A 24996-nucleotide genomic window follows, 5' to 3' on the forward strand; every position below is an offset into this window, starting at 1 on the left:
GCCGTCGTGAAGTCCTTTGTACGCATTGTCTTACTTCATTTCTTTGGAAAAAACTGGAATGCAATGGGATATCAGTGTATCTGCCATTGATTTCAGAAGCTCATAGAGATTGCGATTGTTTTCCGGCATTACCTGCAACATACCATCAAGAACTGATATTCCATGCCTTATCTTCTTTAGTTCGTCTGTCTCCGTACCTCCAGCATGTGCGAGCGCATGCCGAATGAACCCTGCACAACTTCTTCGAGAATTAATCCAGCACTTTGTGGCGATGTTATCACTAAAGGTACTTCGAAGATCTGCGTTAAGGCTTGAATTGGTCATTCGATAGTTAGTGCGACCACTTACATGGAGAAACATAGAAAGCACAAAGTATTCGTATCCAAAATATAATGATGAGTATGCTTGTCTTTGCCCCGACCAGATTGCAATTTGAAAATCAGTGTCACAAAAAAAATGGCTGAAGAGTTTGGATTCATCGACTTCGTTGATCAACTCCCTTGTTACCCCCTCAATTGAATGACTCTTACTCTGAATCCATTGGCTAAGCAGGGAACGTTGAGATTCAGATAAAGCTAGGAACTCGTAATGTTCAAGGTGCGATTCGATGAGTTCGAGAGCCTGTTGTATGGATGACTTTGCGCTAACAAAACCTTTAGCCATACTTGCGATGCACTTTATCATCAATTGTTGCATATGGTGGGTCAAATTGGCCGATTTCCAATGTAGAATTAAACGGCCCACAATTCTCTTTAGTGGCTCGGTTTGAATTTCCGCCCCAAGTTTTTCATTCCAAGAATAATCGATGAACTGATCGTATGAGCGATAGTCTGAATTTACGGTAATCTGAAATAATGAGCCATCCATGTCTACCTACCTCATCAGTCTACTTCACATTAAAATAAGTCGCCTCCGGGTGGTGGACTACCAACGCTGACGTTGATTGTTCTGGCTCTAACTGAAACTCTTCACTCAAGGTAATCCCAATGCGCTCGGGCTGCAGCAACTGGCATAGCTTTACCTGGTCTTCCAGGTTCGGGCAGGCGGGGTAGCCGAAGCTGTAGCGGCAGCCGCGATAAGCGAGCTTGAACAGCCGTGTGACATCGGGATCGTCGTCCTGGCCAATGCCCCAATCTGTACGCATTCGTTTGTGCCAGTATTCCGCAGTTGCTTCGGCGGCTTCGACGGAGAGGCCATGCAGGTACATATATTCGGTGTAGTTGTTCTGCTCGAAGAGCTGACGGGCGCGTTCGGATGCATAACGACCGACGGTAACGACGAAGAAGCCGGCGTGGTCAATGGCTTTGCCGTTCTCCCTCGGAGCGAAGTAGTCGGCCAGGCAGAGGTTATCGCGGCCTACCTGTCTTGGGAAGTGGAAACGGAGTTTCTCAGTGTGGTAGTCATCTTCAAAGATAATCAGATCGTTGCCTTCGCCGGCAGCGGGAAAGAAGCCGTACACTGCCGTGGGGCGGAGAATATTTTCGCGGATACACTGCTTCTTCATTCGGTCGAAAAGCGGGTAGGCGGTTTCCTGCATCTGGCGTTCATACTCGGCGGGTTTGACGTTGTTCTTGCGGAATTGCCATTGCGTGCCGATGAGCGTGCGTTCGTTGATGAAGCGGAAGACTTCGGCGATGTCGATGTTCTGGACGACTTTGGTGCCGAGGAACGGGGGCTTGGGGAGGTTGGGTGCGGGTTTTAGAGTGCGTTCGACAGGAAGCGCCTGAACGGCGGCGTTATCGAACTCCTCACCCCCGACCCCTCTCCCCGGGAGGGAGAGGGGAGCCAGACCGGCCCCTGCTCCGCCAGTATAGTTATCGGCGGTGGTGCCTCTTACTGGGGGTGCCAGGGTGATGATGGGTTCGTGGTTGGCGGTGAGGGTGGCGGGTTTGTGGCCGCAGAGTTCATCCATCAGGTGCAGGCCGCTGAAAGCATCCTCGCCATAAAAGACCGGGCCGGACTGATAGGTGCGTCGGAGATTGTCTTCGACATAACGGCGAGTGAGCGCGGCACCTCCACAGATAACCGGAATCTTGTAGCCCCGCTGTTGCATCAGTTCCAGGTTCTCTTTCATAACGACAGTCGATTTTACCAGCAGGCCACTCATTCCGATGGCCTGGGCTTTGGTCTTTTCCAGCTCTTCGAGAATGGTTTCAATCGATTGCTTGATGCCGAGGTTGTAAACCTTGTAGCCGTTGTTGGTGAGGATAATATCAACGAGGTTCTTGCCAATGTCATGTACATCGCCCTTGACGGTAGCGAGGACGATCTTGCCTTTTTCGGAACCCTCGACCTTGGTCATGTATTGTTCGAGATGCTTGACCGATGCTTTCATCACCTCGGCAGATTGCAGCACGAAGGGAAGTTGCATCTGGCCGGAACCGAAGAGATCGCCGACGACCTTCATGCCATCGAGCAGGATGGTATTGATGATGTCGAGTGGTGTATAGGTTTTGCGAGCGGTTTCGAGGTCGTCGATCAGTGTATCGCGGCGACCCATGATGATGGCGTTTTTAAGACGTTCTTCGATGGTGCTGCCGAGATCAACCGTTTTCTTGGCGTTCGTTTTCTTTTCGCCACCAAACGATTGATAGTGAGCGATGAGTTGCTGCAAGGGATCGCCATCTTCCCGCTGATTGAGCAACAGTCGTTCCGCTAATTTGAGCCCCTCCGGATCAATCTCATTCAGCGGTAGAATCTTGCTGGCGTTCAAGATGGCGGCGTCGAGCCCCGATTCGAGAGCGAGTTTGAGGAAAACGCTGTTGACCACCTGGCGGACGTATGGATCGAGGCCGAAGCTGATGTTAGAAAGGCCCAGCCAGGTGCCCGCTCCGGGAAGTTCGGCTTTGATCCGCTTCATCGAGTTAAGTGTTTCGACGGCGGCGTTGTAGAGATCGCTCTGCCCGGTAGAGACGGGCAATGTCAAGGGATCGAAGTAGAGATCAGTAGGCTCGACTCCATGCTCATTCACACAGATATCGTAGATACGTTTGGCGACATCGAATTTCCAGTCGCACGTGGTTGCCTGTCCGGTTTCATCGATGGTGAGAGCGACGAGGGCTGCTCCATATTTCTTAGCCAGCGGCACGATGATATCGAGTTTCTTGCGGCCTTCTTCGAGGTTGATCGAATTGAGGAAAGGCTTGCCGGTAATATATTTGAGCCCCTCAGCCATCACCTGCCATTCAGTGGAATCAATCACGATGGGCAGACGGACTGCTTCGTTGAAGCGGCGGAGAACCTTGTTCATATCTGCCACTTCATCGCGGCCTGGATAGGCGACGCAGACATCGAGCAGGTGAGCGCCTTCATCTTGCTGTTCGCGTGCCATGGCGGCCATGCCCTCGATGTCGTCTGCTTCGAGGAGTTTTTTAAACTTGCGACTTCCCGTGGTGTTGGTACGCTCTCCGACGATCAGCGGCCCGGGACTCTGTTTGAGTGTTTGTGCCTGGTATAGGCTGGCGACGCTCGGTTCAAAGACAGGCGTGCGAACTTTGGGTTTGATTCCTTTGACTGCTTCGACAAGTTGTCGGATGTGTTCAAAGGTGGTACCACAGCAGCCGCCGACAATATTGACGCCGTAGTCGCTGACGAACTGCTTGAGAGCACGGGCCAGTTCTTCAGGACGGAGCGGGAAGTGAGCTTTACCATCGACGTTTTCAGGCAGGCCTGCGTTGGGTAAGCAACTGATCTTGCGGCGGCCATAGTCGCTGAGGTGGCGGATATGGCTGACCATGAGATCGGGGCCGGTGGCACAATTGATGCCAATAATATCGATGGATAGTGCTTCCAGGGTAACCATCGCACTGCCAATGTCTGAACCGGCGAGCATAGTGCCCTGTCGTTCAATGGTGACTTGTGCCATCAAAGGCAGTTTGATGCCGGCCCGCTGCATTTCTTCAACGCAGACAATGCAGACAGCTTTGAGATTGAGCAGGTCGAAAGCGGTTTCGACCAGGAGTACATCCGCACCGTTTTCGATGAGGGCACGGGCCTGCAGGCGATAGCCTTCGAGCAGTTCGTCGAAGGAAATATGACCGAGGGTAATTGACTTGGTGCCAGGTCCAATGGAGCCGATGACATAGCGGGGCTTATCGGGAGTGCTGTACTCGGCACAGGCTTCTTTGGCGATCTTCACTGCCAGGCGATTGATCTCTTCAACCTTGTCGCCTTCGCCGAATTCATTGAGGGCGATTTTATTGGCACCGAAGGTATTGGTCTCAACGCCATCACTGCCGACTTCCAGGAAGCCCTTGTGGATGGCGTGCACCCATTCGGGGTGGGTATAGAGCATCCATTCAGTGCAGTTGACGAACTCCTTACCACCCCAGTCAGCATCAGTGGGGTTGTAATTGTGGAGGTTGGTTCCCATGGCGCCATCGAGCACCAGAACACGTTCGTTAAGTAATTGCAGAAAATCGGGTTTGATCATGATTGATTGTTCATCACGTCTGGAGAGGAGACACGAATGAACGAGGTGTGGTTCAGTTGAGTGTACTACATCATTAGAATAGCATGGAATAAGGGATTGGACGAGTGAGGTGCATTCAAATCGCATGTCAAAGTCAGAGTATTCAGCCGGTTTTACTGTCTTACGCGAAGATCAATGGTGTATTGCCGTGAGTAAGCCAGCGGGCTTGTTGACGCAAGCACCGCCGGGAATTGACAGTCTTGAATCGCGAATCAAGAGATATTTGAGTAACACTCGCAAAATGGAAGAGGTTTATCTAGGAGTACCGCATCGGCTGGATCGGCCTGCGAGTGGATGCATGATCTTTGCAAAAACCAGGCTGGCCGCCAGGCGACTGGCGGAACAATTTCAACAGCGTCGGGTAAGAAAAGTTTACTGGGCACTGGTGGAGGGGCTGGTTGCTCAGCCTTCAGGGCATTGGGTTGATTATGTACGCAAAATCATCGATGAGCCACGTGGCGAAGTGGTAGCAAAGGATGAGCCAAATGCTCAGCGTGCTGAACTTCGTTATGAATGCCTGGAAAGAAATAGCGACTTTTCGTGGTTGCAAATTGAATTGCTCACCGGCAGAATGCATCAGATCAGATTGCAGGCCAGCACACGGGGGCATCCTTTGAAAGGCGATTTGCTATACGGCGCCAGGACTACGTTTGCAGCAGTGTATGAAGATCCCCGATTCAATGCCATTGCACTTCATGCCAGGAAACTCGAACTGGTACACCCGGTTACGGAAAAACCACTAGTGATTGAAGCACCCGTGAATGAAGTCTGGCAGCAACTGATTGGTGAAAAAGAAAATAATGGAACGCTAACCACGAGAGCCGTGTGACGTGCTTTTGAGAACCCGTTTTTAAAGGGGGACGTTACCGACCTGGCTTTTGGATCCTACCTCGGGTAGGCGTGCAAGCCCCAGATACGAGTGAACATCCCACGGGTACTCTTATCGGTTCGTCAAAAGTAGTCACGCATCACGAGAACCGCAGAGTAACGTTCCATTCCAAGTAGGATAGCATGTAGAGGTGAGTTGGGGTAGGTCGGTTTCATCCTGTCAACATTATCCAAACAGATGCTTGGCCCAGCCAGCAGCGCCGATGTAGCCAGCTTTTTCAGCCAGGGATGCATACTCTATTCTGGTGTTCTGTGCCGGCACCGGGAATGCAATGCGCAGTATCTGCTCACGAATCTGCTCTAGAAACTTCGGACCGGCAGCGACACTCATTCCGCCACCAAAAAGAACGATATCTGGATCAATCGTGTGCATCATGCAGGTGGCGCCAACAGCCAGTGAATATGCAGCATCATCTACTATTTTCTTTGCAAGCGCATCGTTCATCTCAGCTGCCCGAAACAAAGTTCTTGCATTAAGACCTTCTGATTGAACCAACTGGCTGAGCATTGTCGGTGGCGTTGCCTGTATTTCTTCGGTCATTATTTTTCGTAAAGCCGTTTCACTGGCATAAGCCTCTAGATGGCCAGTATTACCGCAGCCACACATTCTTCCACCAAAAGCCTGGATGACAATGTGACCAACCTCGGAGCCGTGGCTGTGCTCGCCTTCAATGATCTTTTTGTCCCAGATGATTCCACAGCCAATTCCAGTACCCAGTGTGAACAACACCAGGCTGCTGCTTCCCTGTCCTGCTCCAGCCCAGAATTCACCGTAGGCAGCAGCGTTGGCATCATTTTGAAAGGCGGTTGGTTTGCCGAGTTTTTTCTGAATGTGATCGCGGACTGGAATGTTTCGCAAAGTGGGCATATTGACGGGATGCGTCATGATTCCCTTGGGAATATCCATAAGTCCCGGGGTTGCTACGCCAATGGCCTTGATGTCGTTTATGCTGACTGTTGCCTTTTCAATCGACTGATGAATAGAGAGTTCAACTTGACTAAGAAACACATCGGCGCCGAGTTCTGATTTTGTCGGAACGATGGAAATATCTTCTACGGGTTGGCCTTTGTAATCAACCACGCCCGTTTTGATGGTTTGCCCACCAACATCAACACCGATGTAATACATGACTGTAATCCTGGTGGAAAACCGAGTGTTACCATTCTGTGATGTTCAGTTGGTTGTGTCGAAGGAATATCTGGCATTCATTCTTCGTAAAGACGCTCGAAGTGGTGCCGACGGCACGAACGCAGGATGCACCAAGTGCGCTGGCTAATGAGAGACATCCTCGCTCATCCAGTCCTTCGATCATTCCAGTAATATACCCTGCATCAAATGCGTCGCCACTGCCAGAGCCATCCACATACTCGACCTGATAAATTCCAGACTTTAATCTCACATGCTTGTTGACCAGCACGGCACCCTGCTTTCCACACGTGATTACTACGGTTTTGGCTCCCATCTGATGGAATTCCTGAGCCTGCCTGCACGGTTCAGTAGTAGAAAGGATGATGGCGGCTTCATCTTCGTTGGGCAGGAAGACATCTACCCATGGCAGGAGTAAATTCAGCTTCGAGATGTATTCTCCAGGGTAAGGAATGCCAACATCCAGGACGGTTATGATGCCTTTGTCTTGCGCGGTGCGAAATAACTTTGACAGCCCGGATTGTTCCAGACCAGGCATGAGCAGGTAGCCACCTACATACAGAACTTTAATTCCATCAAGAAGGGCGTGAGAGATGTCGTTCGCAGTAAGGTGGGCATTAGCGCCGAAGGTATGCACAAATCGTCTATCTTCTCCTTTGACATTGATGATCATGGTCTGGCTGGTTTCAATTCCGGGAGTTTCCAGAATGCTCTCGGTATTAACGTTTGCACTCAGGAGAATTTCGCGGACTACCTTGCCGAACAGATCGTTGCCAACTCTGCCTACGACAGATGCACGTACTTCCATTTTGGAAAGGTCAACAGCAGTGTTGGCAGCACAGCCACCGCTGGTTAACAGCATGGAATCAGCCAAAACCAGTTCGCCAGCTCGGGGGAGATGATTGATAGGTGTACAGACATGGTCGGCGACGATAATACCAACACACAGGACTTCAATGTTACTGTTCATACCAGGATCCGAGTTGAACTCTAACTTTTGGCCCGTGCTTCTTCGAACCGTTTTTTCTCGGTGGCATCATCCTCTGCGGCTACACTGGCAGCGATGGCAACATGAAACTCGCTCAGCAGTGGAATGACAATAGCTGCAATGGTGAATCCAAATGCTCCTACGACAACCAGGAATGGCCAGAGCGCATCACCCCCACCACCGGTGCGAACATTGCCCACCATCACATTGGTAATGGCATAGAAAATTCCAACCGGACAAATGATAGACGCAAGCAGCAGAGCTGAACTGGGTTTGTCGCCACTGAGCACCAGCCACAAGCCGCCAATACCAATGAACAGGAAAAGCAGGAAGTTCGTGATCTGCACTTCGAACCTGCCACCAATCATAATCAGATAAATACACAGGAAGGTGCAGACAAAAATAAAAAAGACCGTACCGAGACTCATCCCAATCGCCAGTCGAGTATTAACCCGGCTTAAGGCCACATGAATTCCCAGCACAATAATAAATGCTAATAAAACCAGCATCGTGATGAAGACAAACGAAAATGTTTCCAAAGGTAAATAGCCCTGGTAGCCAAGCCAACCAAGAAATATCAAAGGTGGCAGGATCATTTCCTTGGTGTTGAAGATAACACCCTTGATTTTCCCGAACAGGAATTCTGCAGGACTTAATTCGGTGACGAGAAGTAATTCCAGTGCACCCAGGTCTCTTTCGGAGGTAATAGAAGTTACTGCCTGTGCATTGATCAGGATAAAGCTCAACACCATCATGGGCACCAGTGCGTACGCCAGGTCGAAACGTGTTGCGATAGTCGGAGACTTCAAAGAGGTTACTGCGGACCAGATAAGGAACCCGATGACAACTAAGAAGAGCGCCTTGATGACTAGTGGTTTCCGCCCATAGGCTCGTGTCTTGATTTCGCGCCAGGCGATGGGGTTCTCCCATACTTCACGAACTTTACCGGGGGCAGCATGGCGATTTCGGCCTTCCTGCAATTCCTGTTCAGATTCATCTTCTGAGCCTTCCGGACCTCGACTTTTTTCGTTGCTGGGATTCCAGATACGCAGCATCGCAATGCCGAGAATGTTAAGGAACAGAGAGATTCCCAGCATGGAGAAAAAGAAGGGCAGACTCTGCAAGCCAAGCAAATGCTGACTGTCTGGAGAAAGTACTCGAATCAAGACACGGTAAGGATTAAGACATTCACGCAGATACAGTAAGGCTGATTCGGAAGCAGGAAACACCTGCGAGAGAAATCCAATCGCTTCGACCAGCACCAGATATAAGACAATTCCCAGCACGGTGACGGCTAGCGTTTGAAATGTTCTATCACGCCAAAGGGCAATCAGGCAACCCAGTGAACCGGCAGCCAGTGCGGAACCGGCAAGAACGAGAAACGCATCAATGACCTGCAGAAATGTTGTCCCTCCCAGGAGAACTGTTGCCCCGAGTATCGGCAGAGAAGCGATGAGCAGAATGCTGATCTGCATCAGACTACCGAGCAGTTTGCCGAGTACCAACTCGTAATTCCGCAGGTCAGTCATCAAAAGCAGAATGAATGTTCTGCGATCTTTTTCCTGTGCGACGGATGCTGCAGCAAAAAGTGAAGAAAAGAAAATGACGAGGGTTAGTTGCAGGAAACTGAGAAGTTGAAAGAACAGAACGCCAAAATGTGAGTAATCTCCTAAGGTTACCGATTTCCCCCATCCATACAGTGTCTGCCAGAAAGTAACTCCAGTAACAAGCAGAAGTCCGAGATAAAGACTGCGTAACAAATAATGACGTGAATGACGCGGAACAGTCAGGGCTTCACGGTTAAAGATGGGGCCAAGCATATCAGTCAGTTGATTCCTATGGAAGCAATGTAGCCGGGTATTGGGACAGATGAACAATGCTTATGATTTAAGATTATGAACCCGTCCGGTGTTGAGGTAGAACCGTTGCAGAGCTAAGAGGAAGAATAATGCCGATAATCCTGCATTAATCACCATTCCCGTAATGACATAGGGCATGATTTCATTCCCGGCATTGAGATCAGAGAAATCCATGGAATGCTGGTGATGTGCCAGAAATCCGAACACAAAAGGTGGTGTCATTCCCAGCATGAAGAAGTAGACCCCCTGCATACTGCCACTCGACGTCAGCAAGAGCACAAGGCCGACAAATACCCAGTGTAGACCCAGCCAGATGATCAGCCAGAAGACGGTGGTGAGTAAGGCACGCGTGGTTGATTTCAGTGCTGCACTGAAGTAACATCCCATTGATGCAGCGAAACTGTTGTAAATGAGAAATGCCAGTGTCAGGTAAAGGGTAGAGCGGAATTCCAACCCCTGAAAGATCAGCCCCAGTAACCAGATGATTCCCAATAGTACATAAGATGAACTGAAGCCCAGCCATGCCCCAAACCACTTCCCGAAAATGATTTCAAACGTGGTCAGTGGCGTAAGAAGCAATGATTCCAAAGTCTGTTTATCTCGCTCCACGGTGCAGGAATTGGCAGCACGTATCCCCGTTCCCAGTAGCATCAGGCACATGCAGACGGTACCGGCAATACGGATGTAGATATTCATAGAATCGCTGAGTATGCTCCAGTTCAGACTGGAGCGATTCTGTGCCATGATGAATATGACAACCACCGGAAACAGAAAACATGCCCAACTGAATCCGGTGATTAATTTCATCATTAAAGATCTGTGCGATTGTCTGGGAACAAGCCATTCTTTCCAGATCATGGGTTGCCAGTTTCCCAGCGACCAGCGAATTCCTCTTACTCTGGCTGGTTTCTGTTCCTGTATTACTGCTACCGGTACATTCGATTTTCTGGACAGCGATTTCGTTCCAATTCTTTTTCTGACATCTCCGTACATCTGTTGGACGAAAATTCGGCGAAGATAAACAATCGAGTAAAGCAGACAGAGAATTGCAATGATGCCATGAAACAATAAGTAGTTTCGAATGAGGTCGGTAATCGAAGACGCCAGTCGAATTCCTGTCCATGATGTAAAAGCTACTCCTGGTAAGATTGATGATGAAAAGTAGAGATATGCAGCATGGAATGCATCACCAGCCAGGTAATACTCCGTGAAGTAACAAATCCCCTGAACAAACCACACATCGTCTACCAAGTTCCCTGTTGCTCCCAGTCCACCTCTCAAACCTTTTAAAAACATGATGAGCCAACTGAGCAGGAACCCGAATATAAAGTAGCTGACAACAATCAGATAGGATCGGATGATACCTTCCCGACTGTGTCGGGCTTGCACGGAGCAGGCAATGCTGACTGCAGCAACGCTCAATACTGTAATGAGAGTTGCGATAAACCCATAGAGAAGTAGATCAGGGTCGATGCCACCGAAAAACTGTACAAAAGACAAGACAGGCAGGCCTGCAAGCAGGAACATAACGATGTTTCCCACACGTGAAGCCAGCTTGCCGAAGATGATCTCCTGCGAATGCAAATCGGTAGCCAGTAGAAATTCAAGCGTGCGACGCTCTTTCTCTTCGGCAATGGCTGTACCGACATAAGCCGGAGTGATCAGCAGCACTAGAAAATATTGAATTACGAGATACGCATAGCTGAATATCTGGGCGAAATCGACCAGTCGCTGCCTGGAGACACGTTCCACATTAACGCTACCCAGTTGTTTCACATAGAAGACGTACAGAGTTAGAAACAGAAGCAGGGCAAAGAAAAACCGCATGACAAAGTAACGCGTGCGGCGTGCGGTGCACACCAGGTCGTATCTCAAAACTGGTCCAAAGATGCGAATCATTCTCTAAGACGGATGCCAGTGTATTTCGTAAAGAACTGCAGTAGGCTGCAATTCGAAAGTGCATTGCTTCATCAACGCAGGAATCACGGTTGCATTCCCACGATGGTAAGATGAATCTGTTTCCATGCAAATGATGTCGGATTGCCAGGGAATCACTATGGCTGGCGCATGGATTACTACTTGAGAGCAATCGCTCCATTGCCTGATGGAAAAATGACTGTTTTGCACAAGCAGTTTTGCACCAGAGGGCTCACTTATGGCGGTTTGCAGTCCAACACCAGTTGGCGATTTACGGGCGCATGCCAACCCGGCTTCTACATGCAACGGGCGGGACTTTCCATCTGCCTCAGTTCTGCCCCAGTCATCCAGCCGGAATGTAGCATCACTGGACTGCTGAACTTCAAGCAGCATGATGCCTGCCCCAATGGCATGGACTGTGCCCGGCGGAATTGCATATACCTCACCAATTCGTGGTTCTATTCGATTCAAGCACTCGACTGTTTTTCCCTGTCTCACGGATGCTTCGAATTGCTCCATGCTGCAATCCTGTTTCAAATCGATGTAAAGAGCGGCATTCTTTTCGACAGATAATACAACCCAGGCTTCTGATTTGCCTCTTTCGCCAGGCGACCAGAGTCTTGACTGATCATCATCGGGGTGCACCTGAATGGAAAGATTCTCGGCAGCATCCAGGATTTTGATTAGAATCGGGAAGGGTAAGCTGAATTCCTGACCAACCAAATCACGCCCGTGATGCTGGATCAATTGACGGAGTGTCAGATGGTCAACTTGAGAAACAGTTGACTTGCTGTGATGCAGGTGATGATCGCTAAGCAACCAGGCTTCGCCTACAGGAGATGGGCTCGAGTTGAAGCCATAGAGAGCAGTTAGTTGCTTGCCACCCCAGGGCATCTTGCGCATCCATGGCTGAAAACTGAGAGGTGATGCGCCAATCACTTCCACATGTCCTCTTCAGAAAATGGATGAAATGCGCGTGCTTTGGGTTTGGGTCTTGATTTCAATATGGCATCTGCAAGATATAAATCTGACTTGGTGGTGATTTTAATGTTCGATGCGTCACTGCTAACCAGTGTTACAGGTACTCCCAGCATTTCAACAAGCTGTGCATCGTCAGTAATATTGGAATTCATTTTGCGGGACGCATATGCTTTTTCGATAATCTCTTTTCGAAAGACCTGTGGCGTCTGAGCTAACCAGAGATGTTCACGTGTAACGGTGCTTTCAATACATGAGTTGCCATTATCACGCTTGAGTGTATCAACAATCGGTGATGCCAGGATGGCAGCACCAGTTTCCTGAGCGGTAGAAAAGACCTTGTCAATCATATCTGCAGTAGCACAAGGCCTCACCGCATCGTGGATGGCAACATAGTGAAGATCAGGTTGCAGTTTTGCCAGGCCATTGGATACGGAATCTGATCGTGTGGCTCCCCCTAAAGTCAGCATGACATTCATAAAGGCCATATTGGGGCCATACCGTCTGCGGACATTTTCCTCATCTTCTTCAGCTATCACAAGAATAGTCTGGACAACGTCTTTTCGACTGATGAAGAGATCTGCGGCACGAAGCCAGACTGCCCTGCCATCAATGTCCGCGTAGGGTTTTTTGACATCGTCTTTGAATCGAGAGGACTTGCCAGCGGCAACGAGAATTACACCAAATTTCGACATGGCTGGACTCCCTCATCTGGAACTATCCATGATGATATATCATTGGTGACCGATGAGGGAGAAGAATTCAACAGTCTATTTCTTCGTCATCGTTTTGTCTTTTTCGCGATTTGTTTTAACTGCTTCTGGAATCAGATCATCAAAAGGTCCCCGTTCTGATGAAACCACGTCCTCAATCCAGTCAATATTCAGGATTGAAGGCGATACGACGCCGGACCACGAAGATACCGTGTTGGGGAATGCCGCGGTGAGCAGACTTGTGCTGAGATGCTGCCTCAGCAGCCAGACATGATATTCAGCTCGGAGTCGATCAGGTGCAAGATTTCTTGCGATGGTTCGCATGTACTTCTCCTGCAGGTCAAGCATTTCTTCCTGAATGGTATCATGACCTCCATACAGTGAAAGATTGAAACTGATTGCAGGAGTTACCTGAGCCAGTGTGGTTCCAATTCCAGGTGCCAGCATGCTGCACCTTAATCCAATTTCATCCGGGACAGACATGGAGTTACGGAACAATAGACTGAGCAGGCCAATGGCTCTTTGATAATGTGCAACCGAGACTGGCCAGTCAGTATAGTTCTGCTCAGCGAAATATCGCGACAGCGAGGCTTCTCGGTAGTTGTCTGATTTGTTGGCAGCAGAGGTCTGCTTCCAGTAATCGTAGCGACAGATTGATCGCAATTTGACCAGATTATTGATAAAGTTGAATGCCTTATAACAGTCCATTGCATGGGCATATTCTTCAGGGTTTTGCGATTTGAGATATTCAGGAGGTGCCATGAGATTTTCTGCCTGTTCCTTGTATTTCTCCTGATAGATTCCTGCCTTCTTAACCATATCCTGGTACTTGGCATCAGGCTGCTCAATATTACAGGCCTTACCAAGATCCAACCACATGGTGTGGCCTTTTTCAGCTATCAGCTGTCCCTGTTCTGCCCAGCCTTCTTTGTAAAGTTCCTGAGCGCTGCGGGATTGTGTCTGAGCGGGTTTAGCGCGGAACAACATGCTATGCATGTTTTTGTTAGTTCGGGTATATTTTCCCTGTTCAGGGGTTACATCTTCAGATAACTCTGTCTTGGGTGGTGGTAGCATTTCCGTGGAGAATTCGTACCAATGACCGGCAATATCCAAGCCATCCTGCATCAGTTCCTGGTCAATTACTTTGCCGAGTAAATCGCGGTCAGCCATATTGGGCCAACGGGGCCACGGATCATTGGCCAGTTTCACAGTGTTGTCGCTGTCAACCTGCCATAGAGAAGGGACATCCTGATGCTCAGTTAAGAAGTTGATTAGCTCACGGTTTAATGCAGTTTCATCACCTTCCGGCACATTCAGATAGGCTTGTACTCTGCGCACAAATCGGGGATACTGCGATTTGAACCGCTCCAGTTGTGATGGATTGTTCTTTAAATTGACGGGTTCCCTCTGTGAGAGGGGGATGCAACTCATATGAAGGAGTGGTCTGAAGATGGTTTGTTCATCTGCATAGTACATTTTCCCTGAAATGTATTGTGCTATTTCTGAACGCATTTCCGGGTCACCAATGACATGTACTTCATCCGGTCGCGAGGGATCATACAGTTTGATGCGGTTGATCTCTTCACCGTTGGCCAGCCAGCGAATCCCCTTGGAGATGTAGAAGTATTTGTCCTGTACCCTGTCGAATTCAACGGAAACATTGTACGCCAGGTTCCAGCCTTGATACTGCCAGGGCTTCTTGAAATGCGGCTGTAGTTTTGTCAATGCGGTCAGAATGATTTCAAGTTGCTTGTAGTCGTGTCGTTCCTGCAATTCGGTTACTTCCCACCACAGACCGCAAACAAGAGGTCCTCGAAAACTGGACAGAACAAACCGCGAGATCGAACCACCCAAATCTACCTTACCCAGATTGGTTTCGCTAATGTCGTACTGTTTGGCAGCAGTGTCGATGACCAGCAGTTTATGTGCATACGCCATCCCAAACAGTAGCACGATGGCCACCAGGTAAATGATTTTTCTTTGTCGTATGCGTTCGTAGGCTGTGGCCATGTGATGGCTCTCAATAGTTCCTGTTAGTTAGCAATTTCTCTGCCACATAGCAGATAATATCCCAATAACAAACACGGAAACAGATACATGATCAAACGCAGAAATGAGGCAAACAGTTCACTGCCTGGGATGTCGAATCCTTCCGATACAAACAGCTTGCGATCATAGATTTCAAGATCTGGTAATGCTGCATGGATCAGCTTGAACACGTACCTGACAGAGTTGTCCATCGCAATGGCTGTTCTTGACGCAGCATTGTCAGTCAACGGTGTCACCATGTTTTCCTTGTTGATCAATCGCAGTGCTGATTCAAAGGCACGCCCGCCAGGTCGGTTGACAGGATCATCAGGGAGCGATTGTTCGTAGATGTATTTGAGAATGGTAGGTTGTCCCATAATCACCAGAAGGATGGTAATCAGCAGGCTGATGGGAGCATTCAGATAGGTGGACAACACGACACCAAAGGTGACAACCAGAACCATAAAGAACCAGACTCCAACCAGGCCCTTGAAGAAATTCAATACCCAGTTGCCTTCATCCACCAGCATGAACAGATTACGCTGAGCAGTGCCCAGATACTGTGAATTGGATCGGCAGTTGACATGGACTTCCAGAATGGCATTGGAAGGGCTGTCAGCCATGATGCTTCCCGGGAAACTGACTAGCGTTGGTTCGCCTTCATCAAATACCCTTGCAGGCTTGGGCAATTCGTAGTAACCAAACTTACGGGCTTTTTCGTCAGCGGAAAGTGGCAGGTTTGTTTTGGGATCACGTGCATTGCGGTATTCATCAAAATTACCTTTCCATTTCGCTCGGTTCACAAATGAGAATTGAACAGCAACACCCTGTTCAAATCCGTCTGCACCACCTTTGCTCGTTCGGAAGATATCGAAGGTGGCCTCGATGGTTACCAGTTCCCGATTGGCAACTGCAGCTGGAAGTTTATCAAAGAACCACACTGCTTCCTGTCCAGTGCCTCCAGATAGATACTGGAAATATTCCCAGACACGTCCGACGTTATCGCCACCACGTTCTTTGACAACTACTTCGCCGGAAGGGGTAATATCCAGGAATAACAGGTTTCCGAAAGCAACAGTTCTCGCACGTATGGATTTCTTGACTTCTTGATCAACTCCTCGCGCAACATAGATAAGACTTACTGCACCAGCAAGAATCAGAATAACTGTCATCAACCCCACCAGGCCCAGAATTCTGCCCAGTACGATTTCCAGTTTCTGGACTGGCTTCGTCACCACGGTAAAAATGGTCTGATGTTTAATGTCAGTCGGGATACTGAAACACGCCAGGATACCTGACGTTACCAGAATCATCGTGGTGACGACATAGAAAACGAGATTGATATACTGCTGCCACTGATCGTTCTTTTTCTCTGTGGTGATGAACCAACTGGCAAACAAAACAACAATACCGAGGATGAGAAACACCCAGAGCACCTTCCTGCGTATGGCTTCCTTGATGCTGAACCGGGCTATGGCCATCAATCGACGGGGGCTGAATCTGAGAACTTCAAAAATAAATTCAATTGAGAGTGTCAGAAGTGCCAGAGCGCAGAAGAAGTTTACCGCAATATCGGTCCGAGTATGATCTCGATACTTGTTTTCCGGACTGGGGACATCAAACGGATCAAAAATGGTATTTTGAGTAAACAAATGGTATCCAAAGTAAGCAATCATGCCAATAAATGCAACTGCCGTCAGGCCGAGCAGTATCCAGAAGACCCTGGCACGCCAGTTGTTTTCTGTGCCTTCCGAACTCAACCTGCCGGTGAGTCCATAAGGCACCCATTGACCATCACGCAGTGCAGCCTTCAGGACAAACCACAGAGTCCAGATCAGCAATAAAATGATGGAACCAATTCCAGCCTTGCGGAGCCATATTTCTGCGTACTCGCCCATTCGCTCGAGTGTTGGATAAACCGTTTCAATATTAAACGCTGCAAACATCATTCCTGATTACACCTGTTGAGAAGTTTGAAGAAATAACCGTCTTAAACTTTCTGATTTCCAGCTGGTCGATCACTGGGTGGAACATACCGTCTGCCTGGTCTGGCTTTACTGTCTTCTACGATGCGCAGGAATAGATCTTCCAGCGTGGTGGTTGGATGGTCAATATTGTCAACATTCCCACCGTGCTTCTTCACGACTTCTGCAAGGTCGTTTCGTAGAGAATCGGTGATTTTCATTCCTCGTGCCGTCAACTGAACCATTTCTTCAACTTCAAGCAGCTTGTCAACCGAACCAAGTTCCTGGAGTTCACCGTCAAACAAAATAGCAATGCGATCACAAACATCCTGCACATCTTCCAGACGGTGGCTGCACATTAATATGGTCTTGCCCTGATCACGCAATTCAAGGATGAGATTTTTCATCCATTTGGTGCCGATAGGATCAAGACCTGAAGTAGGTTCATCGAGAATGACAAGATCAGGATCGTTAATGAGTGCTTGTGCCAGCCCAATACGTTGCCGCATCCCCTTGGAGTATTCTTTCAGCGTCCGTTTCTTATCACGAGCCAGACCGACCTTTTCAATTAGCTCGTTGGCACGCTGCCGACGAACATCAGCTGGTATGTTGAATAATCTGCCGTAGAAATCGAGTGTTTCTTCCGCGGTGAGAAAACGATACAGATACGATTCTTCAGGCAGGTAGCCGATGCGTTCGTTCTTCTGAACATTAGTTCCCGGCTTTCCGAAAACCAGCCCTTCGCCTTCTGAGGGAAATAACAGACCGAGGAGCAATTTGATGGTGGTGGTTTTCCCTGAACCGTTAGGCCCCAGCAATCCAAAAACTTCACCCTTCTTGATGTCGAGGTTGAGTGAACGAAGGGCCTGTTTCTTTTTTCGTCCCCAGAAATCAAGATAAACCTTGCTGAGATTTCGAGTTTCAACAATCACTTCCTGTGCTGTTGAATTGGGGCTTTCTGCCATGTTGTTTCCTTAATTGATCAGCCTGAACTTGCAAATTTCTCAAGGTAGATTGTGAAACGATACAAGGTATACGCATCATTTCAGTTATTCGTTCGTCGATGCAGCACAATCCTGATACCAATGTTATAGAACAACCTAAGTTGAATGCCTGTCATACGATGCATCGTTCGATCAACGTCATGATAATAACCCTCTGCAAGGTGGCAAGCTGATGACTGGGACTTCTCACCTACAGTAACGAGAAATGCCAATGCTATTCGGTCAAGCTGAGAAGCAGGCTGCAACGAAACTGATCAAACTCGCCCTGGAAGAAGATCTGGGAAGCCAAGGTGATATTACATCCCTGACGGTAATCCCAAGGGAATTTGCCGGTAAGGCGAATATTGTTGTCAGAAAGCCAGGAGTCATTGCAGGGATTCCAATCATCAAACTGGTAATGGATTCTTTCGATCCGTTCTTAACTCTTGAGACTGGACTCTCCGATGGAGTGGAAGTTAAACCAGGCGACGTTCTGGTAACTCTACAAGGAAACCTGAGAAGCATCCTTGCCATTGAGCGAATCATTCTTAATTTTATACAACGGCTCTCTGGGGTCGCCAGCCTGACTCATCAGTATGTCAGTCGTGTTCGAGATACGAAATGTCAGGTGCTGGACACGCGAAAGACCACACCTGGCTGGCGATACCTTGAAAAATATGCAGTTCGGTGTGGCGGTGGCATCAATCATCGGATGGGATTATTTGACAGGATCATGATCAAGGATAACCACCTGGCCGCTTTGAAAGAGCATCGCGCGCCGATACTTGCAGCGATCGAAAAGGCGAAAAGAGTAAACGGCAGCCCGCTGGTTGAGGTTGAAGTTGAATCATTGGATCAGTTGAACGAGATACTGCCATCCAGACCGGATATTGTGTTACTAGACAATATGAAGCCTCATTTGCTGCTTGAAGCAGTAAAACTGAGGGACCGGTTGAAAAGTGTGACCAAGCTGGAAGCCTCAGGAGGTATTACTCTTGATAACCTGACCGAGATTGCCGAGACAGGTGTTGATTTCGTCAGCATCGGAGCACTGACCCATTCCGCGGTTGCTCTCGATATTGCATTAGATTACACCGAATCATGAACACAATAGGTAACTGCCGGATTCATCTGGAATCAGTCACCAGCACGAATGACGTTGCCTGGCAGTACGCAACTGATGATCAATTCAACGGCCTGGTTGTTATTGCTGATGAACAACATTCAGGACGAGGAACTCGAGGCAGACGATGGCATGCGGAACGGGGCACTGCCCTACTCTGTTCAACTCTCATCAAATTGGATGAGCAACTTTGTCGGCCAGTTGTGTTGACCATTTGGGCTGGAGTCAGTGTCTGCAAAGTAATTGATCATTGGTCTCAAGTTAAACCCGTCCTTAAATGGCCGAATGATGTGTTGATTAACCAGAAAAAGTTATGTGGCATACTGGTTGAGATTCGTAATCCATGGTGTGTAATCGGTATTGGAATTAATGTTCACAAGCCAATGCACCATTACCACGAGAAGGGAATCAGCAACTCAACGTTTCTGAATGAACATACGAAACGCATGATCGAAGTTGAGGAAGTAACTGATTCCATCATCAGCAGCCTGAATGAAGGGTATGCCAAGTTGTTGCAAAATGACCAGCATCAAGATCTTCTTGCAGGTTGGGAAAATTATAGTGGACTTTTGGGACGGCATGTTGAAGCAGTAACAACTCAAGGTGTCATTACTGGAAAAGTGAAGTCACTGCATTGGAACGGAATCGTTCTCAATGATCAATCCGGGTTACGAACAATCCTGCCTGAGTCGATTCTCAAAATGAATCAGGAAGGTCAAGTAGACGTTTGAGTTCCCTGCTTGTCGATGCTTTGGCTCAAGTTGACAAATGCCATGCGTAATTCGTAGAGAATGGTCTTGAGCAGATTATGCTCTGCCGTTTCCAGGTTTCCCTTCGTCTTGTTTTCAACAACAGTTAGCAAATCAATATAGAACTGTGCTTCAGCCAGGTTAATTTGAGGTTTTTGCTGAGGCACGTGAATCAAACCAAGATTCAACATGGCAGGCATGGCCAGAGAATTGACCAGCACTTCGAAGGATGCCTGGGGCATACTTTTGCCTTGTTGAAGTTTTTCCTGCTCTAATTTTTCCTCCAGCATTTCTTTTTCTTGTTGTGCTTCGGATTTCCAGTCTTCATCAATGATGATTTTCTTTGACGCATCGCTCATGTCGTTTATCCCTTAGACTGTTCTTCATCCGTGATTATAGCAGTCTGAATGACAACTTCGTCTACTTCCTGATGAGATGAAAATCTCGAGGTTGATCTTTTATTGTAACTCAACTTGCTTAACAACGTTAAATCATGAACAATAAAACTGTTGGAGGTAGAGTAATGAAAGCAATGTTGTTGTTTCTTATACTGGTTGCATTCGGTGCAAATAACAAGGCGTTGTCACAGGAAAACACTCAGGTTCAACAGCTAATCGGTGATCTTAAAAGCAATCAGGCAGTCAAGAAGCGCAAAGCCGTTACAGAGATAGCCAAACTGGGTCAGGATGCAAAATCTGCGAATCCTTATTTAATTCAGCTTCTCGAAAAAGATAGGGATGTGCTGGTCAGACGAGGAGCAGCAGAAGCTTTGGGTATGACGGGAGGTGATGCGAGTACCACGGTCCCTGCCCTGGCGAAGGCCTTGAAAGATAAGGATGTTGATGTTATCGCTGCGGCATCTGTTTCATTGAGAAAATATGGAAAGAAGGCTGTACCCGCCCTGCGAACAGCATTAAGTGATAAGGATAATCAGGTGAGACGACATGCTGCAGATGCCCTGGCTGCCATCGGCGTGGAGGCAAAAGATGCTGTACCTGATCTGATCAAAGCCTATCAATCGGAGTCTCCGAATATGAGAAGAGGTAATGTTCAGATTAAAGCCAGCTATATCAATGCTCTGGGTGAAATCGGGCCTGATGCAAAAGATGCCATCCCTGTATTCGAAGCGGTTCTTGCAGAGGGAAATCCCGACAGACAATTACGACGTCTCGTGACGGATGCTTTGCGTAAAATAAGGAAATAGTTTTGTCGAGGTATGGATAACGTGGATGCTCAGCCAAGGGATGGATTAGACAAAATCGATGTTGCGAGCATCTTGGGCTATTTGAATTTTTCAAATGGAAGACCTGATCCGCGATTTCAGGTAGCGTGGAATACTGCACAACAATATTTCGATTTCACAGAATCAGCTGAGCCTTGCCTTGCCCTGATTGAATGGCTCAGGTTGCAGTGTCCCAGGTTGTCTGAAGAAGGCGGCAGTGCGTTTAAAGATCTTTCACATGCCGTCGCCATGCTGGAAATTCTCAAGCAGAAATTGATTCCGGAATATGGCAGATTTCATACTGATCTGCTCGGCCATGTAACCAGTCGTGAATTGTTCTCACCGTTTTTTATTGTTCGAATGATCGAAACACTTCTCGCAGAAAGTTCACTGACAGTTCAACAGGATAAGCTTGTTTCTGCAGTATTGCACAGGCTGAATGATTTTCTGGGCTATCGGCCCATAGCTACACTTGAGAACAGACAACTGGGCGAGCCTTATGCTCATGAGCGATTTCGACCCATTCCACTTTACATCAGACAGGCAGGTTGCGGACATACGAAATACCACGCTTTAATATTGGAAGCGATGCAGGTGCTGACCTCCCTGCCTGAAGATATTCTCGATGAAGCATCGTTTGACTTGAATAGGCTTGAAGAATGGGCTTACGATCCGAGAAATTACGATCACTCACATCCTGCCAATCGTCGCCCGAATTATGTCTTTGGTGAATGGGACCCCCATTCGCTGGATGAAGCGGGCCAATATCAGCGGTATGTGTCTCGAGCAGTCACTCTGCAAATACTTTCTGATCAAATGAAGACGACAGACCCGGAACTGCATCAGGAATATACCAGGGAAGCAGGCATAGTACTGGCTGGGACAGTGCTCATGGCATCAGCCATGAGTGGACGGGCGCCGGGAAGCTACGATTCGACCGTGAAACTTTCAACGCTGGTACCTCGCATTGCCAAGCTCCGCGACAATTTTTACAGCTATTGTTTTTCACGTCTGCACGGACAGCACAGAAAACGCATGGCAATTGAAGCTGAGGAACTCAGGCAGCCATTCGGGCGTGCCCGGCAGTCTCTCAACCAGGCTATTACCCGACACCGCGCAGAGCAGTTACAAAATAGGCACATTGCCTTTTTTTTGTCCGACCTGGGAAATCCACGGGAAGCAGTAAGACGACTTCGCGCAGATAGCCCACTTTCAGATCGTTTTCAGCAGTTATTGACGACAACATTGACCAACATACAGATCGCGGTCAAAATCAACTCGCTGAATTCAGCGGAAAGTGAATTCGTCAATCTGGAGGAAATATTGCATCGGGGAATTGAATGTGGTGCGTTGCCTGATCCTTGGAATGCTCTCGGATTTCAGGCTCAGTTCCCGATTTTCCAGTCCATGGAAGATGCAGTTCTGGACCATCGCCTGATTGAACTGTGCGAATTCATGGATTCCACATTTCAACTGGCAGGCAGAGTGATGTGTGAGGCGGCAGCATCCGGGCAGCATCAGATTGCTAGTGGAATCAAGAAAATTTTCAAACGCATAGCCATGTGGTGGGATCAATACGCTACCTTTGAAGTCACCGAGTTGCCCAGGGCAGCAGGTGAAGAGAGCCTGTCGTCTGCCATGCAGGTGGCTGAAGCTCTGACGGACTGGCATCAGCTCGGTCAAACTTCGGGTGATCTAGCGTTCTGGCGAAAGCATCTACATCGATTTCAATCTGCATCGTCGTTTGCAGCGGTGGTTGACGTACTCCATCATCGTAAGGATTATTCAGCCGCCATGGCTCTCATGATCAGTTGGCTGAGCCACGCGACGGAAGTTCCTTTGGAAGATGGAAAAAGCAGCCTATACGACCTGATGTTAAAATGGTTCCTACAAGTGCTGCAATCATCGGAGTTAAGCAACTCCGAGCAATGGAAGCTGGTAAAACGGTTTATTGACCTGATCGAAGCCAATGCGGAAGATTATCTGGAGGTAACGTTTGATCTGGAAGCGGATTCGAGTGCAAATCGCAAGGAAGAGAATCCGTATGCAGCGGCTTACGAAGGCATGGAGTATCGGGATACCACGGATGACGGTGTACAAGGCAGCCTGTCTGAAGAGCCTATGCACGGACGTCAGCAGGAATTCCCGCTGGAGCAGCAGTCTGAGGTAATTACTCAGAAAATTCATTTTCAGGCGCAGATGGCACACTTGTGGAAACTCGTTGCTCGCCAGGCAAAACGCTATGCGCAGCAGACGGAGTTGTCAGAAACACTTAGCTCATGGTGGAAAACGGCGGTCGCCCAGCGGGAAAAATTAATTCCACTTCTTGAAAAGATTCAGCGCTGTCCTGTACCTGAGCCACTGGGTAATCAGGCATCAATGATGGAATACGACAGGCAGCGGAACATTAAGGATAAGCTTCTTGAAGCGGGCATATCGGCAGTATTGGATATCTCCATGGCCGAGCGTTCCTTGCATGCTTTAAGCTATGCTATAGAGAACAAGGAAGTTCCCAGTACGACGAGCGAGGATTGGGAGCATCACGCGGTTCAAATGGAAAATTTATTGTATCTTGGAAAGATTGAAAAGATTCCTTCTCGTCTGAAATTGTTCTTATCTGCCTTGGGCTCAGTCTCTCTCCTGTACAAACCAGTGGATGCCGGTGGACGAATTCATGAGATTATTCAAACTAGAACTGCACAAACCATTCTTCGTGAATTGATGATGTCTCTTCCCCGACAGGGGATGGTACAGGAAACTTACCAGGTATTGAAGGTTGTTCGAGACCTGGAACGGGCGCAATCGATACAAGGCCGCGTGGTTACCGAGTTCAACCGGCTGTTCGAATCCGCCATGAATGGTTTGACCTTGAGTATTTCGCGTTCAGCCCAGCAATGGAAACCATCACCCGAACCGGCCAAGCTGGTCAGTATGCTCGATCTGCTGGTGAAGCCATTCCTGATGCTGTGGATTGATCACAGTCATTCTGTTAGACTTTCCAGTGTCGAAGCGATTCATGGTGAAGAGGAATGGCTGGAGTTACGTGAATTCATTCGCAAGTTTGGATCGGAATTGTTTCATCCCAAGTTTATGACCCTGGCCAATCTGCGAGCTATACTCAGCCGGGGCGTGCATGCTTACCTGACGTACCTTGAGGAAGATGCATCCGTTACGTACGGTGAAGATGCAAGCACCTGCGAAAAACTGCTGATTGCACTGCGTCGCAAGCTCGTGAATCGTGAACAGATTGTGCGACAGTTTGAATTGGTACTGAAAGCGATAGTCGAAAATTACGAAGAGTACAAGGACTATAACGCGACAACCACCCAGTCGGATTACGGCGAAAATCTATTCCGTTTAGTGGCTTTCCTTCGTTTGAAAAGCACGTACGAACGCCATGTCTGGAATATCAAGCCGCTCATCTGGGTGCATGATACGCTGGCTCGTGAAGGTCAGTTTTCTGCTGCATTAATCTGGAAGCAGACCATTACCCGAATGACCAGTGAAATTTCTCAGCGGCATATGCAGCATCTGAAAGAATTGCAGTCTGAACACGGAATGCAGTTGCGCACCGTGGCAGATTTAATTGCGGAGCAATTCACGGCCACTCTCGATGTAGACACCATGACCGCGCTAGTAACTCCCGCGAATCTGGAATTACAACTTCAGAAAAGTATCGGACCTGTTGTCGCAGATAGACCTTCTTCTACACTTGCTGCGTTTGAGAAACTACTTTCCGCTATCGATTTACAGACTCGTAAAACGACTGGTTCCGGGCTGGATGTCCCCGTCTGGATTCGCAAACTGGAACAGGAAGTTGATTATGTGACACATCATCAGCAGTATGATAAAGCCATTGAGCCACCTTTTTATGCTTTAGATGAAGCAAAATTCAGCAGTCAAATGGAATCCTGGAAAACCAATGATGGCGATGTCAACCTTCTGCCCAATTAAGCTGTTAGACTA

Annotated in this window: 17 protein-coding genes; 5 read left to right on the forward strand and 12 right to left on the reverse strand. The window is 48.3% G+C overall.

The features are described from left to right. Nucleotides 1-30: 30 nt before the first annotated feature. The gene (locus JNJ77_06370; protein ID MBL8822196.1) at nt 31-867 is read right to left on the reverse strand and encodes a hypothetical protein; all 837 of its coding nucleotides are present in this window, start codon (nt 865-867) and stop codon (nt 31-33) included. A gap of 19 nt (nt 868-886) precedes the next feature. Beyond that, nucleotides 887-4432, reverse strand: coding sequence for a methionine synthase (gene metH / locus JNJ77_06375; GenBank protein MBL8822197.1), 3546 nt, complete (start codon nt 4430-4432; stop codon nt 887-889). Nucleotides 4433-4556: 124 nt separating this feature from the next. Between metH and JNJ77_06380 the strand changes: the two genes are divergently transcribed. Further along, nucleotides 4557-5300 (forward strand): RluA family pseudouridine synthase, encoded by a 744-nt coding sequence (locus JNJ77_06380; protein ID MBL8822198.1) that lies wholly within the window; start codon nt 4557-4559, stop codon nt 5298-5300. Between the two features lie 225 nt (nt 5301-5525). Here JNJ77_06380 and JNJ77_06385 read toward each other — a convergent pair whose 3' ends face one another. The 9 genes from JNJ77_06385 to JNJ77_06425 form a co-directional block, all read right to left on the reverse strand. After that, nucleotides 5526-6488 (reverse strand): ROK family protein, encoded by a 963-nt coding sequence (locus tag JNJ77_06385; GenBank protein MBL8822199.1) that lies wholly within the window; start codon nt 6486-6488, stop codon nt 5526-5528. A 28-nt stretch (nt 6489-6516) separates the two neighbouring features. Next, nucleotides 6517-7476 (reverse strand): carbohydrate kinase family protein, encoded by a 960-nt coding sequence (locus JNJ77_06390; protein ID MBL8822200.1) that lies wholly within the window; start codon nt 7474-7476, stop codon nt 6517-6519. 20 nt (nt 7477-7496) lie between these two features. After that, nucleotides 7497-9314 (reverse strand): ABC transporter permease, encoded by a 1818-nt coding sequence (locus JNJ77_06395; GenBank protein ID MBL8822201.1) that lies wholly within the window; start codon nt 9312-9314, stop codon nt 7497-7499. Between the two features lie 60 nt (nt 9315-9374). Further along, nucleotides 9375-11252: an ABC transporter permease subunit gene (locus JNJ77_06400; GenBank protein MBL8822202.1), complete on the reverse strand. Its 1878-nt coding sequence runs from the start codon at nt 11250-11252 to the stop codon at nt 9375-9377. Between the two features lie 3 nt (nt 11253-11255). After that, entirely contained in the window at nt 11256-12173 is a 918-nt protein-coding gene (locus JNJ77_06405; protein MBL8822203.1) for a class I mannose-6-phosphate isomerase, read from the reverse strand. Between the two features lie 32 nt (nt 12174-12205). Next, entirely contained in the window at nt 12206-12943 is a 738-nt protein-coding gene (ispD, locus tag JNJ77_06410; protein ID MBL8822204.1) for a 2-C-methyl-D-erythritol 4-phosphate cytidylyltransferase, read from the reverse strand. 75 nt (nt 12944-13018) lie between these two features. Continuing rightward, nucleotides 13019-14971, reverse strand: coding sequence for a hypothetical protein (locus tag JNJ77_06415; protein ID MBL8822205.1), 1953 nt, complete (start codon nt 14969-14971; stop codon nt 13019-13021). A 23-nt stretch (nt 14972-14994) separates the two neighbouring features. Further along, entirely contained in the window at nt 14995-16938 is a 1944-nt protein-coding gene (locus JNJ77_06420) for an ABC transporter permease (protein MBL8822206.1), read from the reverse strand. Between the two features lie 41 nt (nt 16939-16979). Then, nucleotides 16980-17918 carry an ABC transporter ATP-binding protein gene (locus tag JNJ77_06425; GenBank protein MBL8822207.1) on the reverse strand — a complete coding sequence of 313 codons (939 nt, stop codon included), beginning with the start codon at nt 17916-17918 and terminating at the stop codon, nt 16980-16982. Nucleotides 17919-18162: 244 nt separating this feature from the next. On the opposite strand from JNJ77_06425, the gene nadC reads away from it, so the two are divergent. Next, nucleotides 18163-19041: a carboxylating nicotinate-nucleotide diphosphorylase gene (gene nadC, locus JNJ77_06430; protein MBL8822208.1), complete on the forward strand. Its 879-nt coding sequence runs from the start codon at nt 18163-18165 to the stop codon at nt 19039-19041. Further along, entirely contained in the window at nt 19038-19790 is a 753-nt protein-coding gene (locus JNJ77_06435) for a biotin--[acetyl-CoA-carboxylase] ligase (protein ID MBL8822209.1), read from the forward strand. Before nadC ends, JNJ77_06435 begins: the two co-directional genes overlap by 4 nt. Here the strand turns inward: JNJ77_06435 and JNJ77_06440 are convergent. Continuing rightward, nucleotides 19775-20167 carry a DUF1844 domain-containing protein gene (locus tag JNJ77_06440; protein MBL8822210.1) on the reverse strand — a complete coding sequence of 131 codons (393 nt, stop codon included), beginning with the start codon at nt 20165-20167 and terminating at the stop codon, nt 19775-19777. The two genes, JNJ77_06435 and JNJ77_06440, sit on opposite strands and share 16 nt — an antisense overlap. Nucleotides 20168-20301: 134 nt before the next feature. Between JNJ77_06440 and JNJ77_06445 the strand changes: the two genes are divergently transcribed. Both JNJ77_06445 and JNJ77_06450 read left to right on the forward strand, forming a co-directional pair. Further along, the gene (locus JNJ77_06445) at nt 20302-21012 is read left to right on the forward strand and encodes a HEAT repeat domain-containing protein (GenBank protein ID MBL8822211.1); all 711 of its coding nucleotides are present in this window, start codon (nt 20302-20304) and stop codon (nt 21010-21012) included. A gap of 21 nt (nt 21013-21033) precedes the next feature. Then, nucleotides 21034-24984, forward strand: a complete 3951-nt coding sequence (locus JNJ77_06450) for a hypothetical protein (GenBank protein MBL8822212.1) — start codon at nt 21034-21036, stop codon at nt 24982-24984. Nucleotides 24985-24996 lie beyond the last annotated feature (12 nt).

The organism is Planctomycetia bacterium (assembly GCA_016795155.1).
Lineage (GTDB): Bacteria > Planctomycetota > Planctomycetia > Gemmatales > HRBIN36 > JAEUIE01.

Coding starts and splice junctions, on each gene's coding strand:
- JNJ77_06395 (MBL8822201.1), bottom strand. CDS start 9,314: ATGCTTGGCCCCATCTTTAACCGTGAAGCCCTGACTGTTCCGCGTCAT.
- nadC (MBL8822208.1), top strand. CDS start 18,163: ATGCCAATGCTATTCGGTCAAGCTGAGAAGCAGGCTGCAACGAAACTG.
- JNJ77_06380 (MBL8822198.1), top strand. CDS start 4,557: ATGTCAAAGTCAGAGTATTCAGCCGGTTTTACTGTCTTACGCGAAGAT.
- JNJ77_06440 (MBL8822210.1), bottom strand. CDS start 20,167: ATGAGCGATGCGTCAAAGAAAATCATCATTGATGAAGACTGGAAATCC.
- JNJ77_06415 (MBL8822205.1), bottom strand. CDS start 14,971: ATGGCCACAGCCTACGAACGCATACGACAAAGAAAAATCATTTACCTG.
- metH (MBL8822197.1), bottom strand. CDS start 4,432: ATGATCAAACCCGATTTTCTGCAATTACTTAACGAACGTGTTCTGGTG.
- JNJ77_06420 (MBL8822206.1), bottom strand. CDS start 16,938: ATGATGTTTGCAGCGTTTAATATTGAAACGGTTTATCCAACACTCGAG.
- JNJ77_06425 (MBL8822207.1), bottom strand. CDS start 17,918: ATGGCAGAAAGCCCCAATTCAACAGCACAGGAAGTGATTGTTGAAACT.
- JNJ77_06390 (MBL8822200.1), bottom strand. CDS start 7,476: ATGAACAGTAACATTGAAGTCCTGTGTGTTGGTATTATCGTCGCCGAC.
- JNJ77_06370 (MBL8822196.1), bottom strand. CDS start 867: ATGGATGGCTCATTATTTCAGATTACCGTAAATTCAGACTATCGCTCA.
- JNJ77_06435 (MBL8822209.1), top strand. CDS start 19,038: ATGAACACAATAGGTAACTGCCGGATTCATCTGGAATCAGTCACCAGC.
- JNJ77_06405 (MBL8822203.1), bottom strand. CDS start 12,173: ATGCGCAAGATGCCCTGGGGTGGCAAGCAACTAACTGCTCTCTATGGC.
- JNJ77_06385 (MBL8822199.1), bottom strand. CDS start 6,488: ATGTATTACATCGGTGTTGATGTTGGTGGGCAAACCATCAAAACGGGC.
- JNJ77_06445 (MBL8822211.1), top strand. CDS start 20,302: ATGAACAATAAAACTGTTGGAGGTAGAGTAATGAAAGCAATGTTGTTG.
- ispD (MBL8822204.1), bottom strand. CDS start 12,943: ATGTCGAAATTTGGTGTAATTCTCGTTGCCGCTGGCAAGTCCTCTCGA.
- JNJ77_06400 (MBL8822202.1), bottom strand. CDS start 11,252: ATGATTCGCATCTTTGGACCAGTTTTGAGATACGACCTGGTGTGCACC.